Here is a 15,241-nt window from a genome sequence, read left to right as displayed (position 1 = left end):
GGCGCGCTCAGTCGTCCCGGTGGACGCGCTCCATGCGCTCGTGCCGCTCCTGCGCCTCGATGGAGAGGGTAGCGATCGGGCGGGCCTCCAGCCGGCGCAGGCCGATCGGCTCGCCGGTCTCCTCGCAGTAGCCGTAGGTGCCGTTATCCACCCGCTCCAGCGCCTGGTCGATCTTGGAGATCAGCTTGCGCGCCCGGTCCCGGGTGCGGAGCTCCAGCGCCCGGTCCGTTTCCACGCTGGCGCGGTCCGTCAGGTCCGCCTCGACGATCCCGCCCTGGCCCATGGAGGAGAGGGTCTCCCCGGCCTCGCGCAGGAGGTCCTGGCGCCACCGCAGCAGCTTCTGCCGGAAATAGGCGAGCTGCCGGGGGTTCATGAAGGCCTCGTCTTCCGAGGGCTTGTAATCCGGCGGCAGGGTGATGAGCATGGCTTGCATCCCGATAGCCTGGCCCTGACCCCCCGGTCCCCCCGGCCGGTCAGGCTGCCGCGTATAACGACGCATCCCCGGTCAAAACAAGGGGAACTACCTTGTCGTAACCCTGGGTAGGCATTCCTTCGCGGCTTTTCACGTTCCTGCAACCATTATGCCACGCCTCGCCAACTCGATCCGGGCGCGCAAGGCGATTCCGGCCAGCGCGTCGGCTAGGGCTGGGTCGTCCGGCGACTCGCCTTCGGCAAGCTCCGCCAGCCGCGCGAGGCCCCCGGCGTCGGCCTCACCGCGCAGCAACCCGGCCTGGAGGGCGGAGAGCTCCTTCAGCAGGCCCCTGGCCCGGGCGGCGCCACGGCGGTTCCGTTCCGCGGCCCCGTCCGCCGCCTGCACGGCCAAGAGGCCTACCGGTGCCACGGCGGCCATTGGCGCCGCCTCGGCCGGCCCGGTCGCGGCAGGAAGCCTGAACCCGCCGCCGCGCGGGGGGGTGCGCGTGGCCGAGGGGCCTGCTGCCCGTGCCGTGCCGCCGATGCCTGTCACGCCCATTTGGAGCCGCCTCCTGTCGTCCAGCCGAACCGCTTCCTGCCACCCCTGGGAAGGGAACTCCCCCTGCCCGGCAAGGCCTGCCGCCCCCTCCCCGCCCCGCCCTGGCATGGGCGTTGCGCTCCGGGGCACAGGATTTGATGGAGGCCAGATTGCCCCGGACCGGTTTCCGAAGCGCGAAGACGGCGCTGATCCTCTTTCTCGCCCTGCTGTGGCCCGCGCTGGCAGCCGCCCAGGTGCGGATCAAGGACATCGCGGACATCGAAGGCATCCGGGACAACCAGCTCGTCGGCTACGGGCTTGTCGTCGGGCTGCCCGGCACGGGGGACCGGCTGCGCTCCGCGATCTTTACCCGCCAGTCCCTGGTGGGGATGCTGGAGCGGCTGGGCGTGAACACGCGCGACCAGGAGGCAAAGCTGGACACGCGCAACGTGGCCGCGGTGATGGTCACGGCGAACCTGCCGGCTTTCGCGCGGCCGGGCAGCCGGCTGGACATCGCCGTTTCCTCCCTTGGCGACGCGACGAACCTCACCGGCGGCACCCTGCTCGTCACGCCGCTGCTCGGGGCGGATGGCGAGGTATACGCCGTGGCGCAGGGGGCAGTGGCCACGGGGGCGATCGCGGCGCGCGGCCAGGCGTCCTCGGTACAGCGGGGTGTGCCCACCTCCGCCCGGATCTCCTCCGGTGCGGTGGTGGAGCGGGAGCTGCCCTTCCAGCTCGCCGGGCGGGACCGCGTCCGCCTTTCCCTCCGCAACCCCGACCTGACCACCGCGCAGCGAATGGCGGCGGCGATCAACCGGGCGGTGGGCCCGGGCAGCGCGACGGCGACCGATCCTCGCACGGTGGTGTTGCTGACCGGCGGCCGCGACCCGGCCCGGCTGCTGACCGAGATCGAGGGGCTCCGCGTGGAGCCGGACCAGGCGGCGAAGGTGGTGATCGAGGAGGCGTCCGGAACGATCGTGATGGGCGCCAATGTGCGCGTCTCTACCGTGGCCATCGCGCAGGGCAACCTGACCATCCGCGTGACGGAGACGCCGCAGGTGAGCCAGCCCGGGCCGCTCTCCAACGGCCAGACCACCGTGGTACCGCGCACGGGGATCGAGGTAGACGACGCGCGGGAGCGGCGCCTGGGCATCCTGCCCCGCTCCGTCACGCTGGAGGAGCTGGTGCGCGGGCTCAACTCGCTCGGCGTCGGGCCGCGTGACCTGATCACCATCCTGCAATCGGTGAAGGCCGCGGGCGCGTTGCAGGCCGAGCTGGAGGTGCGGTGATGGACGCCATTACCGCGAACCACGCCGCCCTCGCCCGCGTGGCGCGCCGGTTCGAGTCGCAGGCGCTGGGCGCACTCCTCAAGCCCGTCTTCGGCGAGGCGCCGAAGGGCCTTCTCTCGGCCGGCGCCGCGGAGGAACAGTGGCGGCCCATGCTGGTGGAGCACTACGCCCAGGCCTGGTCCAACAAGGGCGGGGTGGGCATCGCCGACGCCGTGTACCGCGAGTTGCTCCGCGCGCAATCCGCCGCGCAGGGCCTCCAACCCGGAGAGACCGCATGAGCCAGACGCCCCCCGCCCCCATCGGCCAGGCGCTCCTCCTGGCCGGGCAGCGCCTGGCCGAGGCGCTTCGCGCGGAGAACGAGGCGCTGTCGCGGCTCGATCTCACCCGCGCGGCGACGCTCGCCACGGCGAAGGTGCAGGCGAGCGACGCCTTCACCGCGGCCTACGGCGCCGCGACGAAGACCGGGGCGGGCCCAGGGAGCATGGGGGGCGAGCTGCGCGCGGCCGCCGAGACGCTGGCGCTGCGACTGCGCGACCTCTCGGACGAGAACCGGCGGCTGCTAGAGCGCGCCATCGGCCTGCAGTCCCGGGTGATCGAGACGATCGCGGGCGCGGCCATCCCCGCCAGCCGCCCGGCCACCTATGGTGGGCTCGGCCAGCGCGCCATGCCGCGCCAGACTCCCTCGCTCACCCTCGCGGCACGGGCCTGAACGGAGGAGCGGGCTGCTGGCGCATGGCGCGCCGCTGGGGCATAGCTGCGAGACATGGATGCCATGCCGGACAGCGCAGCGGAACAGGCCTGGGCGGCGCTGCTGGCGCGGCGCGCCGGTTCGCCCGCGCCCCTGCCCGACCACCCCCTTGCCAGCCTCTTCGCGCCGGTGCTGGCGGGCGGCGCGGGAGGCGATGGCTGCACCCTCGTCGGCCGCTTGGCGCAGACGCTGGACGGCCGCATCGCCACGGCCGGCGGATCCAGCCAATGGATCGGCGGGCGCGGCGACATCCTCCACACCCATCGCCTGCGCGCGCTCTGCGACGCCGTGCTGGTGGGCGCGGGCACGGTGGAGAAGGACGACCCCCGCCTGACGACGCGGGAGGTGCGGGGCGAGAGCCCCGTGCGCGTGGTGCTGGACCCGCGGCGCCGCCTACCGGACGCGCACCGACTTTTCTGCGATGGCGGCCCGCCCACGCTTCTCGCATGCCTCGCCGAATCGCCCGGCGGCGACCGCCACGGCGCCGCCGAGGTGCTGCGCCTGCCGCGCGGCCCGGAAGGCATGGACCTTGCTGCGCTGCTGCGGGCACTGCACGCGCGCGGGCTGTCCCGGCTGTTCGTGGAGGGTGGCGGGATCACCGTCTCCGCCTTTCTCGCGGCGGGGCTGCTGGACCGGCTGCACGTCACGGTGGCGCCCGTCATCCTCGGCTCCGGCCGCGCGGCCTTTATCCTGCCGGAGGCGGCGCGGATCGCGGATGGGCTGCGCTTCGACTGGACACCCTATCCGCTGGAGGGCGGCGACATCCTCTTCGACATTCCCCTGCGCCGGACCCGACCCCGCGTCTGCGAGGGCGCATGACGGTGACGGCCACCGCCTTCTGGACCACCGGCCCCGGCGAAGGCGCCATCCACGGGGAGTCGCTCCGTGCCCCCGGCCCCGGCGAGGTCCTCGTGCGGACCCTCGCCAGCGGCATCAGCCGCGGTACGGAGCGGCTGGTCTTTCACGGCCGCGTGCCGGAGAGCGAACGGGCGCGCATGCGCGGCCCGATGCAGGGCGGTGAGTTCCCCTTCCCCGTCAAATACGGGTACGCGGCCGTGGGCGTGGTGGAGGACGGGCCGGAGGAATGGATCGGGCAGCGCGTCTTCTGCTTGCACCCGCACCAGGATCGGTTCGTCGCGCCCATCACATTATGTTCTGTTGTGCCGGACCGGGTCCCGGAATGGCGCGCCGTGCTGGCGGCAAACATGGAGACGGCGCTGAACGTCGTCTGGGACGCACAGCCGCTGCCAGGGGAGAGGGCGCTCGTCATCGGTGCCGGGGTGGTGGGGCTGCTCTGCGCCTGGCTGCTCTCTCGCTTCCCGGCGATGGAATTGGCGGTGGCCGATCCCGACCCGCTGCGCGCGCCCGTGGCGCAGCGCCTGGGGCTGCGGCTCGTCGCGCCGGAAGATGCGCCTGGAAACCGCGACCTGATCGTCCACGCCTCGGGCAACCCGGAGGGGCTGCGGACGGCGCTGCGCTGCGCGGGGTTCGAGGCGCGCATCCTCGAGGCCTCCTGGTTCGGCAGCGCCGATTGCACCCTGCCGCTGGGCGAAGGTTTTCACGGGAACCGCGTCACCATCCGCTCCACCCAGGTCGGGCATGTCGCGGCGCCGATGCGCGGGCGGCGCAGCCACGCGGAGCGGATGGCGCTCGCCCTCTCCCTGCTGGCCGATCCGGCGCTGGATGCGCTCTGCGGCCCCATGGTCCCGTTTCGCGACCTGCCGCGCGCCATGCCCGGCCTGCTCGGCGCCCCGCCCGAAGGGCAGGCGGCGCCGCTGCTGCCCGTCGTCACCTACGAACAGTGAGCGAGAGCCCGATGTACAGCCTGACCGTCGCCGACCACGTGATGATCGCGCACTCCTTCAAGGGAGAGGCCTTCGGGCCCGCCCAGCGGGTGCACGGCGCGACCTTCGTGGTGGAGGCGGAGTTCCGCGCGCCGGCCCTGGACGATGCGAACCTGCTGGTGGACATCGCCGCCGCCCGGGTGGAGTTGCGGCGCATCCTCGACAGCTTCGACTACGACAACCTGGACAACCTGCCCCAGTTCTCCGGCCAGAATACCAGCACGGAGTTCCTTTGCTTCCATATCCATGGCCTGCTCTGCGCCGCGCTGGCGGAGGGGAAGCTCGGCGAGGGCGGGCGGGCCGTGCAGGCGGTGAAGGTGCTGCTGCGGGAGAGCCCTCTGGCCTGGGCTGCCTATGAAGCGCCGGTGCGGAAGACCGTCTCGGCGTGAGGATCGTCCTCGCCGTACCGGCGCCGCTCTCCGCCACCAGCGGCGGCTACGCCTACGACCGCCGCATTCTCGAGGGCCTCCGGGCTGCGGGCCATGAAGTGCGGATCGAGGAGATGCCCGGCCGCCATCCACTTCCGGACGCGGAGGCCGAAGCCGCCGGGCGCGGCGTGGTGGACCGGCTCCTCGCGACGGAGGCGCTGGTCGTCGATGGGCTCGGCCTGCCCGCCTTCGCACCGCTCCTGGACTCCCCTGCCCTGGCCCGCGCCGTCGGTCTGATTCATCACCCGACCGCGCTGGAAACCGGCTTCTCCGAAGAGGAGCGCGCGGCACTGCGGGAGCGCGAGCGCGCGATTTTCCCGCGGCTCGGGCGGCTGGTCACGACCTCCCATCTCACGGCCGAACGACTGGCGCCGGAATTTGGCGCCAACCCCGCGCGCATCGGCACGGTCGAGCCGGGCACGGACCCGGCGCCGCGCGCCAGGGGATCGGATGGACCGGGCTGCGCCATCCTCTCGGTGGGCACGCTCGTGCCGCGCAAAGGGTATGATGTGCTGCTGCGGGCGCTGGGGCGGCTGACCGACCTGGAATGGACGCTGACGATCGCCGGCCCGGTGCGAGACGCCGTGCACGCCCAAGGGCTGCGAGGCCTGGCTGAGGAGCTCGGCATCACCAAACGCATCACCTTCGCCGGGGAGGTGGAGGGTGAGGCGCTGGAGGCGCTGTACGACCGCGCCGACCTTTTCGCCTCGGCGAGTCACTGGGAAGGCTACGGCATGGCGGTGGCAGAGGCGCTGGCGCGCGGGCTGCCGCTGGCCGTGACCTCCGGCGGCGCCTTGGCAGACCTCGCGCCGCGCGACGGCGCGGTGATCGCGGCGCCGGGGGACAGCAACAGCCTTTCCCGGGCCATGCGGCGCGCGATCTACGATCCCGGGCTGCGCGAGGCGATGGCGGGAGCGGCCTGGCGGGCCGGGCAGCGCCTGCCGCGCTGGTCCGACCGCGCCGAGGCCTTCGCGCGCGAAATTGAGAGGGCGCGCGCATGAGCGAGAGCTTCGACGCGGACTGGTTGGAACTGCGCGAGCCCTTCGACGCCCGCGCGCGGGATTTCGGCCTCGCCCTCGCCCTATCCGCCGCCCTGCCAGCGCGGCCGCGGCTGCTAGACCTTGGTGCGGGCACGGGCAGCCTGTTCCGCTGGCTCGCACCCGTCCTGAACCGGCCGCAGGCCTGGACGCTGGTGGACGCGGACGTCTCCCTCATCGAATTCGCCTTCGACACCATCGCCATGCGCGCCGTGGATGTCGGCTTCGAGGTCTCGGCGCCGAACAAGCGCACGCTGCTTGTTCATACGCCCTCCGGCGCGTGGCGGGTGGACGGTCTGGTGAGAGACCTGGCCGACGCGCCGGAAGGCCTGCCGCTTGGGAAGGCCGATGGCGTGGTCTGCTCCGCGCTTTGCGACCTCGTCTCCCGCCGGTGGGTGGAGCGGATGGCCGAAGGGCTGCGCCTGCCCTTCTACGCGGCGCTGAACGTGGCCGGCGACGCCCGCTTCCTGCCGCCGCACCCGGCGGACGGCATCGTGGCGCGCGGCTTCCGGCGCGACCAGAGGCGGGAGAAGGGATTCGACGGACCCGCGCTCGGGAACGAGGCCGTGCGCGCCATGGCGGCCGCTTTCCGCGCGCAGGGCTTCGATGTGGCGACCGCGCCCTCCCCCTGGCGGATCGGGCCGGCGGAGACACGCATGCTGAGCGCGCTTGCCAAGGGCCACACGGAGGCCGCGCGGCGCTGGACCCCGCGCGGCGGAGCGGCGATCGGCGCCTGGTCGGCCGCACGTGCGGCGCAGGCCCGGCGCGGCGCGCTTCGCGCCCTCGTCGGGCACACGGACCTGCTCGCCTTGCCGCCTGGCCGTTGATCCGCACAAAAAAAGGGGGCGCCGAAGCGCCCCCTTCCTCGTGAAGGCGACCTGATCAGGTCTCGTCGCCGGTGTTCATCGCCTCGTTCTCGGCCGCCGGGGTTTCGGCAGGGGCGGAGGCGGCCTCGGCCTTCTTGCGGGCGCGGGTGGCGGCGCCCTTCTTCGCGGCCTCGCTGCGCGAGCTGGTCGCGGCGCTCTTGCGGGCGCCCGTGCTGCGGCTGGCGGCGGCACGGGTGGCCGTGGTGCGGGACGCCGGGGCCTTGCGGGCCGTCGTCTTCGCAGCCGGCTTGGCGGCGGCGGTGCGCTTCGGCGCGGCCTTGCGGGTGGTCGTGGAGGCGGCGGCGGTGGTGCGCTTCGCGGCCGGGCGGCGCGCGGTGGCGGACTTGGCGGCGGTGCGGGCCGTGGTGGCGCGCTTCGCCGGGGTCGCGCGGCTGGTGGCGGTCTTGCGGGCCGGGGCGGCCTTCTTCGCGGCCGTGCTACGCGTGCTCGCGGTCTTGCGCGCGGTCGTCGTCTTGCTCGCCGCGGTCTTGCGGGCGGGCGCGGCCTTCTTCGCGGCCGTGCTGCGCGTGCTCGTGGTCTTGCGCGCGGTCGTCGTCTTGGCCGCCGCGGTCTTGCGGGCGGGCGCGGCCTTCTTGGCGGCCGGAGCCTTCTTCGCCGCCGGCTTCTTGGCGGCGGTGGTCTTGGTGGCCTTTGTGGCCTTGGTCGTGGACTTCGCGGCCGGCTTGGCGCGGCCGGCGGTGCTTGCCTTACGCGTGCCGGTGCTGCGGCGGGTCGTGCTCATCGCCATGGCGGCGGCGCGGGGGGTCTTCTCTTCGCTCACGTGCTGGATCTCCTGATCGTTCGTGCCTGGTGGGTTCGCGTCATGGATCGTTCTGGACCCGCGGACGCACCCACCGTTCGGGGGGAAGGCATCACAGGGCCTGGTTCCGCCGCGCGAGGTGATGGAGCGGCCGCGCCGTGCCGTCTCCGGCCTCGCGTTCCCAGGCAGCTCGGCCGGCGTCTCCGTCGCCGCCTCCGCCGCCGTTTCTCTCATCCGGCTTGAGACTTCCCGTTTGCGGAAATCCAAGAACCGTCCTTTCGCGTTGCGTCGCGCCGATCACCGTCCCGTTGTCTGCCGCGCCGCTGTCCCGCCGGGTGCATCGTGGCTGCACATGGTGCTTGACAGCATCGCGCGCGAATCGCGTGAGACGGTTCTTGCGCGTCTCACGCTATCTGCACCGTACTCCGGCTTGTCAACGAAAAGACTTCTCGCGCGCTCAGATTTTCGCGTGCATCCGACTCGCATCATCGCACGTTGCCCCGCGCCGCGTTCGGAGATGCTGGCGGCGCGCGCGTCGCGCCGCCAGCAGCGCTGTCGTCAGCTGTGTGCGGACGCCGCGGCGGAGCCGCGCGCGGACATGGCGAGAACCGCCCGCTGCGCCGCGCCGGTATAGTGCGAGAGAGGGCGGATGAGGCGGTTGTCCGCCGCCTGCTCGATCACGTGCGCCGCCCAGCCGGTGATGCGGGAGGCAACGAAGATCGGCGTGAAGAGCGGGATGTCGAAGCCCATCAGGTGGTAGGCGGGGCCGGCCGGGAAATCGAGGTTCGGGTGGATGTTCTTCTTCGCCAGCATCTCCCCGGCCAGCAGGCGGGACATCTCCATCCAGCGCCGGTCGCCGACGACCTCCGCCATCTTCTCGGCGTATTTGGTCATGGTGGGCACGCGGCTGTCGCCGTTCTTGTAGACGCGGTGGCCGAAGCCCATCACCAGCGCCTTGTGGTCGAAGCGGGACTGGAGCCACTCCACCGCCTTCGTGGGGTCGCCGATCTCGCTGAGCATGTGCATCACGGCCTCGTTGGCGCCGCCGTGCAGCGGGCCCTTCAGCGCGGCGATGCCGCCCGTGACCGCCCCGTGCAGGTCGCCGCCGGTGGAGGTGATCAGGCGGGCGGTGAAGGTGGAGGCGTTGAACCCGTGCTCCGCATAGAGGATGAGTGAGACGTCAAAGGCCTTCACCACCTCTGGCTGGGGAACTTTCCCGAATACGACGTGGAAGAAGTTCTCGGCGAAGGTCAGGGAAGGATCGGGCGCTACCGGGTCCAGCCCCTTGGAGGCGCGGTGTGCGGCCGCGATGGCGGTGGGGATCTTCGCCAGCAGCCGCATCGCCTTGCGGCGCGTGGCGGGCTCGGACACGTCAGCCGTGTCAGGGTCCTCCATGCCGAGGAAGGAGACGGCGGTGCGGATGGCGTCCATCGGGTGGGCTTCGCGCGGGAAGGCGCGGATCACCTCCAGCAGCGCCGGGGTCAGAGCGCGCTGCGAGGCTTCTTCCCGCCGGAAGTCGGCGAGTTGGGCCGCGTTCGGCAGCTCGCCGTTCCAGAGGAGGTAGGCGACCTCCTCGAAGGAACATTCCTCCGCCAGGTCCTGCACGGGGTAGCCGCGATAGGTGAGGCTGTTCGTCTCCGGCATCACCTTGGAGACGGCCGAGACGTCGGCGACGACGCCGACGAGGCCCTTGCGGATATCGGGCTGGGTTTCGCTCATGGTTCGTCCTCCTGCTAGTGGGGCTGTGCTGCCGCGCCGCCGGAAGGGCCGGCAGCGCGGACAGTGCTAAGAAGACTGGGCTCAGAAGATGCCGGGCTTGCCGACGGCGAGCTTGCCATCGGGCAGGCGCACGCTGAGCTGGTCCAGCTCCCCGGCCTTAAGGTTCGGCAGGTTCTCCGCCGCGGCGATGAAGCGGTCCGCCTCCGCGGCGTCGATCATCCCTTCCGTCAGGATGCGGAACTTGCGGATGTAGTCGGCGCGGCCGAAGGGCTTAGCCCCCAGCGGGTGGGCGTTCGCCACCGCCAGCTCGTCCGTCAGCACCGTGCCGTCTTTCAGGGTGATCTCCACCCGGCCGCCGAAGGCCAGCTCGTTCGGGTCGCGGGAGTGGTAGCGGCGCGTCCACTCCGGGTCCTCCCGCGTCTCCATCTTGTGCCAGAGGCGGACGGTATCGGGCCGGGCGGCGCGCTCGGGCGCGTAGCTGTCCACGTGGTGCCAGCGCCCGTCCTGCAGGGCGACGGTGAAGATGTACATAATGGAGTGGTCCAGCGTCTCGCGGCTGGCCGTGGGGTCCATCTTCTGCGGGTCGTTGGCCCCGGTGCCGATCACGTAGTGGGTGTGGTGGGAGGTGTGGAGGAGGATCTTCTCCACCTGCTCCAGGTCCTTGATCCTCTCCCGCATGCGGAAGGCGAGGTCGATCAGCGCCTGGGACTGGTACTCGGCCGAGTGCTCCTTCGTGTAGCTGTCGAGGATGGCGCGCTTCGCCTCGCCCGGGCCTGGCAGGGGCACGTTGTAGTACACCGGCTCGTAAACGTCGCCCTGGTAGCGGTGGGTGCGGCCGGAGAGGACCCAGGCAACCACGCTGTCCTCGCCCTCGTAGATCGGGCTCGGCGCCCCCTCCCCGCGCATGGCGCGGTCCACCGCTTCCACCGCCAGCTTGCCGGCATGGGCGGGAGCGAAGGCCTTCCAGGAGCTGATTTCGCCCTTGCGGCTCTGGCGGAAGGTTACCGAGACGTGCAGCGCCTGCTGTACGGCCTGGAAGATCGTCGCCTGGTCCAGCCCCAGCAGCGTGCCCAGGCCAGCGGCCTGTGCCGGGCAGAGATGGGCGATGTGGTCCACCTTGTGCTCATGCAGGCAGATGGCGCGCACCAGGTCGATGTGGATCTCGTAGCCGGTGGCGAGGCCGCGCAGCAGCTCGGCGCCGCTCTTCCCGGTGGTCTGGGCCACGGCGAGGATCGGCGGGATGTTGTCGCCGGGGTGGGAGTAGTCGGCGGCCAGGAAGGTGTCGTGCATGTCCAGCTCGCGCACCGCCGTGCCGTTCGCCCAGGCCGCCCATTCCGGCGAGACGCGCACCGTGGGATCGGCGCCGAACACCGTCGCGCCGCCCGGACGCGGGTGGCCGAGTGCCATCTGCCGCGCGGAGGTGGGGGCGGAGCGGTTGATCGCGGCGATGGCGACGGAGGCGTTGTCGATCACGCGATTGATGATCATGGCCGCCGTGTCTTCCGGCACCGCGACGGGATCGGCGGCCACCGCCGCGATCTTCCAGGCGAGCTGGTCCTCGCGCTTCAGCAGCGCCTTGGATGGGTAGACCTTCACGGGATGCATCTGCACCGGGCGTTCCTTCCTCTCCTTGGAACCGCGGTTCTGCACCCGCCGCAGATCATCGTCCAATCCGATTGACGGCGCCGCGCGATAGCGTTTCCGTATCGCGCATGGATTTCCGCCTCGTGCGACGCCTGGGCCATTTCCTCGCCGTCGCGGAGGAAGGGCATTTCGGCCGCGCCGCCGCCCGCCTCGGCCTCTCGCAGCCGCCGCTGACCGCGCAGATCCAGGCGCTGGAGAAGGAGCTGGGCGTGCGCCTGCTGGAACGCACCGGCCGAGGCACGCGCCCGACGCGCGCCGGGGAGGCGCTGCTGCCGCTGGCGCGCCGGCTGGCCGAGGATGCCGGCGCGCTGGAGGCGCTGGCGCGGGAGTTGCGCGCGGGGCGGCACGCGCCGGTCGCCATCGCTTGCGTCACCTCCGCCCTGTTCGACGAGCTTCCGCCGCTGGTGCGGGCCCTCTCCGCCGCGCGGCCGGAGGCGGCTGTCTCCGTGCGGGAGATGGACACGGCGGACGCGCTGGAGGCCCTGCGGCGCGGCGAGGTGGACATCGCCCTGCTGCGCGACGACCGCGCCCGCCCGCCCATTCGCATCCGCCCTCTGGGGGAGGACCACCTCCTCGTCGCGCTGCCGGAAGGCCACGCGCTGCTCCTGGCGCCGGACCCTCTGCCACTCGCCCTGCTGGCGGACGAGCCGATGCTGTTGCTGCCCCGGGCCATCTCCCCGGCCTATGCGGATGCGATGGTCGCCGCTTGCCGCGATGCCGGCTTCGCCCCGCGCGCGATGCGGGAGGTGGGATCGGCCATGGCGCAGCTCGGCTTCGTTGCGGCCGGGCTCGGCGTCGCCCTCGTCTCCTCTGGCATGGCGCGGCTGCGGCCGCCGGGTGTCGCCTTCCGGACGCTGGCCGGCCCGATCCGGGCCGTGGGCGTCGCCCTGGCCTGGAACGCGGAGCGGGAGAGCGAGGCGGCATGCCTCGCCCTCTCCCTCGCGGACGCGTTTTTCCCTGTACCGGGTGGGTTACGCGCTCCGGCCGATCTGCCTTAACCTTCGCTGCCCCGCAGCAAGTCCGGACACCGCATGAGCCAGCCCTATGACCGCGTGATCCTCGGTGACCTCGTCCTGCCGGACCGGGTGATGAAGGGCGGCTACGTCGCCGTGCGCGGGGAGACGATCGCGGCCATCGGCCAGGGCGAGCCGCCGCCGGCCGCCGAGACGGAGGACCAGTCCGGACGCCTGGTCTTCCCGGGCCTGGTGGATGGGCACATGCACACCGCCAGCTCCATTGGCTGGCCGGGGATCGAGGGCGCCACCCTCTCCGCCGCCGCCGGCGGGGTCACGACCTGCGTGGACATGCCCTACGATATCCCCCTGCCCGTGACGAGTGCGGCCATCCTGCGCGACAAGGTGGAGTGGCTGCATCGGCTGGCCCATGTGGACGTCGCCCTGTATGGCACCATCAAGAAGGATGGCGGCGTCGAGGAGATCGCGGGGCTGGCCGAGGCCGGCGCCTGCTCCTTCAAGTTCTCCACCTACGAGTACGACGCGGTGCGCTTCCCCCGGATCGAGCCGGGGCTGATGCGGGAGGCCTTCGCGGAGATCGCGAAGACCAACCTGATGGTCGCGGTCCACAACGAGGACCAGGAGCTGGTGATGAGGCTGACCGCCGAGGCGAAGGCGGCCGGCCACACCGACCCGATCTGGCATTGCCGCACCCGCCCGCCCCTGGCGGAGAACCTGGCGAACCTCGCCATCTTCGAGATCGGGCTGGAGACGGGCGCCCACGTCCACATCGCCCACTCCTCCCTCGCCCGCGGCTTCGAGATCGCGGAGGACTTCCGGTCCCACGGAGCCCGCTCTTCCGGCGAGGGTTGCCTGCACTACTTCTGCATGACGGAGGAGGACATCGTCCGGCTGGAGGGCTTCGGGAAGTGCAACCCGCCCTTCCGCACGAAGGACGAGGTGGAGCGCATGTGGGCCGCGCTGCTGGCTGGCAAGTGCGCCTATATTTCCACGGACCACGCGCCCTGGCAGCGGGACCGCAAGATCTACCAGGGCGACATCTTCGCCCTCGGCGCCGGGCTGACGGGGATGCAGTCCTTCGCCCCCGTCATGTTCACCCTGCTTGAGGAGCGCGGGCTGCCGCCCACCTTGATGGCGAAGTACTGCGCGGCGGAACCTGCGCGCTATCACGGGCTGGATCCCAAGAAGGGCTCCATCGCGGTGGGCAGCGATGCCGACCTCTGCGTGATCGAGCGCGGCGACTTCACCTTCGATCAGGCGAAGATCCTGGACCGGCCGGAGTTCCAGCACTCCGCCTATCACGGCCGCCCCCTGAAGGGCCGCGTGGCCGCCACATACCTGCGCGGCCGCCGCATCTGGGACGGGGAGGCGGTGCTGGCGAAGCCCGGCGAGGGCCGTTTCGTGCCGCGCCAGCACGGCCGGCCCGTGACCCTGCCATGAGGTATCCGCCACCGCCCGAGACTCCGGGCCTGCTGATCGCGATGGTCGCGCTGCTCGGCTTCGGCCTGTTCGTCGCGTTCGGGCTCGGCTTCGGCGGCTTCGGGATGGCGCATTTTCTCGGCGGCCTGATCATTGCCGTGGTCGTTGGCGCGATCGGGCTGCTGAAGGGGCGGAGATGACGCGTTCGCTGGGGATCGCGATCGTCGGGGCGCTGCTTGGCTTCGGCGGCTGGGTCTGGCTCACAGGGCCGGGCACCTCCGTGCCGAATGCTTTGATCGCGCTTGTCTGCGGCATCGCATGCGGGCGGGCAGCCTGGTGGATCGCGGCCCGCATCTTGCCTGAGGCGGAGCCGCCGCCGCCCGAGCCGCCGCCGCCGCCCGTGGGCCGCCGCGCCCCGCCGCCGGTGGACGCGGAGCCCTGGCGCAAGCCGGAAGGGCGGCACTAGGGCGCCTCACCTATTTAGATGTGCGGCGCGCATAACAGAGGAGTTGAACCATGACCCGCCGCCTTACCGTCGCCGCCGCGCAGCTCGGCCCCATTCAGAAGGCGGAGGGGCGCGACGTGTCCGTGGGCCGCATGGTCCGGCTGATGGAGCGCGCTCATCAGCGCGGCGTCGAGGTCGTGGTTTTTCCCGAGCTGGCGCTGACGACCTTCTTCCCGCGCTGGTACGAGGAGGACATCGCCGCCGCGGACGACTGGTACGAGACGGCCCTGCCCTCCAACCAGACAGCCCCGCTGTTCGAGGCGGCGCGCAAGTTCAACATCGCCTTCCACCTCGGCTATGCTGAGAAGACCCCGGACGGCCGCCGCTTCAACACGGCCGCCTTCTTCCATCCATCCGGCGAGATGGTGCTGAAGTACCGCAAGGTTCACCTGCCCGGGCACAAGGAATACGACCCGATCCGCACCGTGCAGCACCTGGAGAAGCGCTACTTCGAGGTAGGCGACCTCGGCTTCCCCGTGGCGCGCGCGCCCGTGGGCGGGGCCGGGCCGGTGAATGTCGGCATGCTGATCTGCAACGACCGCCGCTGGCCGGAAGCTTGGCGGGTGCTGGGGCTGCAGAGCGTGGAGCTGGTCATGCTCGGCTACAACACGCCGAGTCTGAACCAGGACAACCGCGGCTTTGAGGCGCACCACCTGCGCGTGCTGCACTCCCACCTCTCCATCCAGGCGGGCTGCTACCAGAACGCCACCTTTGCCGTCGCCACCGCCAAGGCGGGCGTGGAGGACGGGCACGAGCTGTTCGGCCACTCCATCATCGTCAACCCGCAGGGAGAGATCATGGCCCAGGCCACCTCCTGGGACGACGAGCTGATCACGGCGGACCTCGACCTCGGCATGTGCGAGTTGGGGCGGACGACGATCTTCAACTTCGCGGCCCATCGCCGCGTGGAAGCCTATGGTCGCATCACCGCGCAGACGGGCGCCGAGGCGCCGCAGGAATGGGCGCCAGCTGCCGGCTGAGACCCGCGGGCCGGATGCGCGGGCTTTCTTCTCCCGCTTCCGGCCCATGTTTCCCGGCCCGAACCTTTCGCCGCCGCCC

At 71.8% G+C, this 15,241-nt stretch carries 18 protein-coding genes; 13 read left to right on the top strand and 5 right to left on the bottom strand.

From position 1 onward, the window contains the following. Window positions 1-7: 7 nt before the first annotated feature. Together dksA and NRP21_RS04365 are read right to left on the bottom strand one after the other, a co-directional pair. Window positions 8-424 carry an RNA polymerase-binding protein DksA gene (gene dksA, locus NRP21_RS04370; RefSeq protein ID WP_257715100.1) on the bottom strand — a complete coding sequence of 139 codons (417 nt, stop codon included), beginning with the start codon at window positions 422-424 and terminating at the stop codon, window positions 8-10. A gap of 138 nt (window positions 425-562) precedes the next feature. Beyond that, a complete protein-coding gene (locus NRP21_RS04365; protein ID WP_257714957.1) occupies window positions 563-970 on the bottom strand; it encodes a flagellar assembly protein FliX in 408 nt (135 codons plus the stop codon). Between the two features lie 137 nt (window positions 971-1,107). Here NRP21_RS04365 and NRP21_RS04360 point away from each other — a divergent pair, with 137 nt between their 5' ends. From NRP21_RS04360 to NRP21_RS04325, 8 genes are all read left to right on the top strand, one after another. Further along, entirely contained in the window at window positions 1,108-2,238 is a 1,131-nt protein-coding gene (locus NRP21_RS04360) for a flagellar basal body P-ring protein FlgI (protein ID WP_408639592.1), read from the top strand. After that, complete coding sequence (locus tag NRP21_RS04355) at window positions 2,238-2,516, top strand: rod-binding protein (RefSeq protein ID WP_257714956.1); 279 nt, start codon at window positions 2,238-2,240, stop codon at window positions 2,514-2,516. The genes NRP21_RS04360 and NRP21_RS04355 overlap by 1 nt, the downstream gene beginning before the upstream one ends. Then, window positions 2,513-2,947, top strand: coding sequence for a hypothetical protein (locus NRP21_RS04350; RefSeq protein WP_257714955.1), 435 nt, complete (start codon window positions 2,513-2,515; stop codon window positions 2,945-2,947). Before NRP21_RS04355 ends, NRP21_RS04350 begins: the two co-directional genes overlap by 4 nt. A gap of 63 nt (window positions 2,948-3,010) precedes the next feature. Further along, on the top strand, window positions 3,011-3,805 hold the full coding sequence (locus tag NRP21_RS04345; RefSeq protein ID WP_257714954.1) for a RibD family protein: 795 nt from the start codon (window positions 3,011-3,013) through the stop codon (window positions 3,803-3,805). Further along, window positions 3,802-4,791: a zinc-dependent alcohol dehydrogenase gene (locus NRP21_RS04340; protein WP_257714953.1), complete on the top strand. Its 990-nt coding sequence runs from the start codon at window positions 3,802-3,804 to the stop codon at window positions 4,789-4,791. Before NRP21_RS04345 ends, NRP21_RS04340 begins: the two co-directional genes overlap by 4 nt. Before the next feature lie 11 nt (window positions 4,792-4,802). Then, a complete protein-coding gene (locus tag NRP21_RS04335) occupies window positions 4,803-5,219 on the top strand; it encodes a 6-pyruvoyl trahydropterin synthase family protein (RefSeq protein WP_257714952.1) in 417 nt (138 codons plus the stop codon). Continuing rightward, a complete protein-coding gene (locus NRP21_RS04330) occupies window positions 5,216-6,259 on the top strand; it encodes a glycosyltransferase family 4 protein (RefSeq protein ID WP_257714951.1) in 1,044 nt (347 codons plus the stop codon). Before NRP21_RS04335 ends, NRP21_RS04330 begins: the two co-directional genes overlap by 4 nt. Continuing rightward, window positions 6,256-7,122 (top strand): class I SAM-dependent methyltransferase, encoded by an 867-nt coding sequence (locus NRP21_RS04325; protein ID WP_257714950.1) that lies wholly within the window; start codon window positions 6,256-6,258, stop codon window positions 7,120-7,122. The genes NRP21_RS04330 and NRP21_RS04325 overlap by 4 nt, the downstream gene beginning before the upstream one ends. Window positions 7,123-7,177: 55 nt before the next feature. Here the strand turns inward: NRP21_RS04325 and NRP21_RS04320 are convergent, their stop codons facing one another. The 3 genes from NRP21_RS04320 to NRP21_RS04310 form a co-directional block, all read right to left on the bottom strand. Further along, window positions 7,178-7,942 (bottom strand): hypothetical protein, encoded by a 765-nt coding sequence (locus NRP21_RS04320; RefSeq protein WP_257714949.1) that lies wholly within the window; start codon window positions 7,940-7,942, stop codon window positions 7,178-7,180. 537 nt (window positions 7,943-8,479) lie between these two features. After that, window positions 8,480-9,640 (bottom strand): bifunctional 2-methylcitrate synthase/citrate synthase, encoded by a 1,161-nt coding sequence (locus NRP21_RS04315; protein ID WP_257714948.1) that lies wholly within the window; start codon window positions 9,638-9,640, stop codon window positions 8,480-8,482. An 81-nt stretch (window positions 9,641-9,721) separates the two neighbouring features. Further along, a complete protein-coding gene (locus tag NRP21_RS04310; protein WP_257714947.1) occupies window positions 9,722-11,251 on the bottom strand; it encodes an MmgE/PrpD family protein in 1,530 nt (509 codons plus the stop codon). A 116-nt stretch (window positions 11,252-11,367) separates the two neighbouring features. On the opposite strand from NRP21_RS04310, the gene NRP21_RS04305 reads away from it, so the two are divergent. Genes NRP21_RS04305 through NRP21_RS04285 form a run of 5 tightly spaced genes read left to right on the top strand, consistent with a single transcriptional unit; the run spans window position 11,368 to window position 15,162 of the window. Then, the gene (locus NRP21_RS04305) at window positions 11,368-12,282 is read left to right on the top strand and encodes a LysR family transcriptional regulator (protein ID WP_257714946.1); all 915 of its coding nucleotides are present in this window, start codon (window positions 11,368-11,370) and stop codon (window positions 12,280-12,282) included. A 33-nt stretch (window positions 12,283-12,315) separates the two neighbouring features. Beyond that, window positions 12,316-13,698 carry a dihydroorotase gene (locus NRP21_RS04300; RefSeq protein ID WP_257714945.1) on the top strand — a complete coding sequence of 461 codons (1,383 nt, stop codon included), beginning with the start codon at window positions 12,316-12,318 and terminating at the stop codon, window positions 13,696-13,698. Further along, window positions 13,695-13,877 carry a hypothetical protein gene (locus NRP21_RS04295; protein ID WP_257714944.1) on the top strand — a complete coding sequence of 61 codons (183 nt, stop codon included), beginning with the start codon at window positions 13,695-13,697 and terminating at the stop codon, window positions 13,875-13,877. The genes NRP21_RS04300 and NRP21_RS04295 overlap by 4 nt, the downstream gene beginning before the upstream one ends. Further along, a complete protein-coding gene (locus NRP21_RS04290) occupies window positions 13,874-14,143 on the top strand; it encodes a hypothetical protein (RefSeq protein WP_257714943.1) in 270 nt (89 codons plus the stop codon). The genes NRP21_RS04295 and NRP21_RS04290 overlap by 4 nt, the downstream gene beginning before the upstream one ends. Before the next feature lie 50 nt (window positions 14,144-14,193). After that, the gene (locus NRP21_RS04285; RefSeq protein ID WP_257714942.1) at window positions 14,194-15,162 is read left to right on the top strand and encodes an N-carbamoyl-D-amino-acid hydrolase; all 969 of its coding nucleotides are present in this window, start codon (window positions 14,194-14,196) and stop codon (window positions 15,160-15,162) included. Window positions 15,163-15,241 lie beyond the last annotated feature (79 nt).

The organism is Roseomonas populi (assembly GCF_024594815.1).
Lineage (GTDB): Bacteria > Pseudomonadota > Alphaproteobacteria > Acetobacterales > Acetobacteraceae > Roseomonas > Roseomonas populi.
The sequence above is the reverse complement of the archived record's forward strand: the minus strand, read 5'-3'. Positions and strand labels throughout refer to the sequence as shown.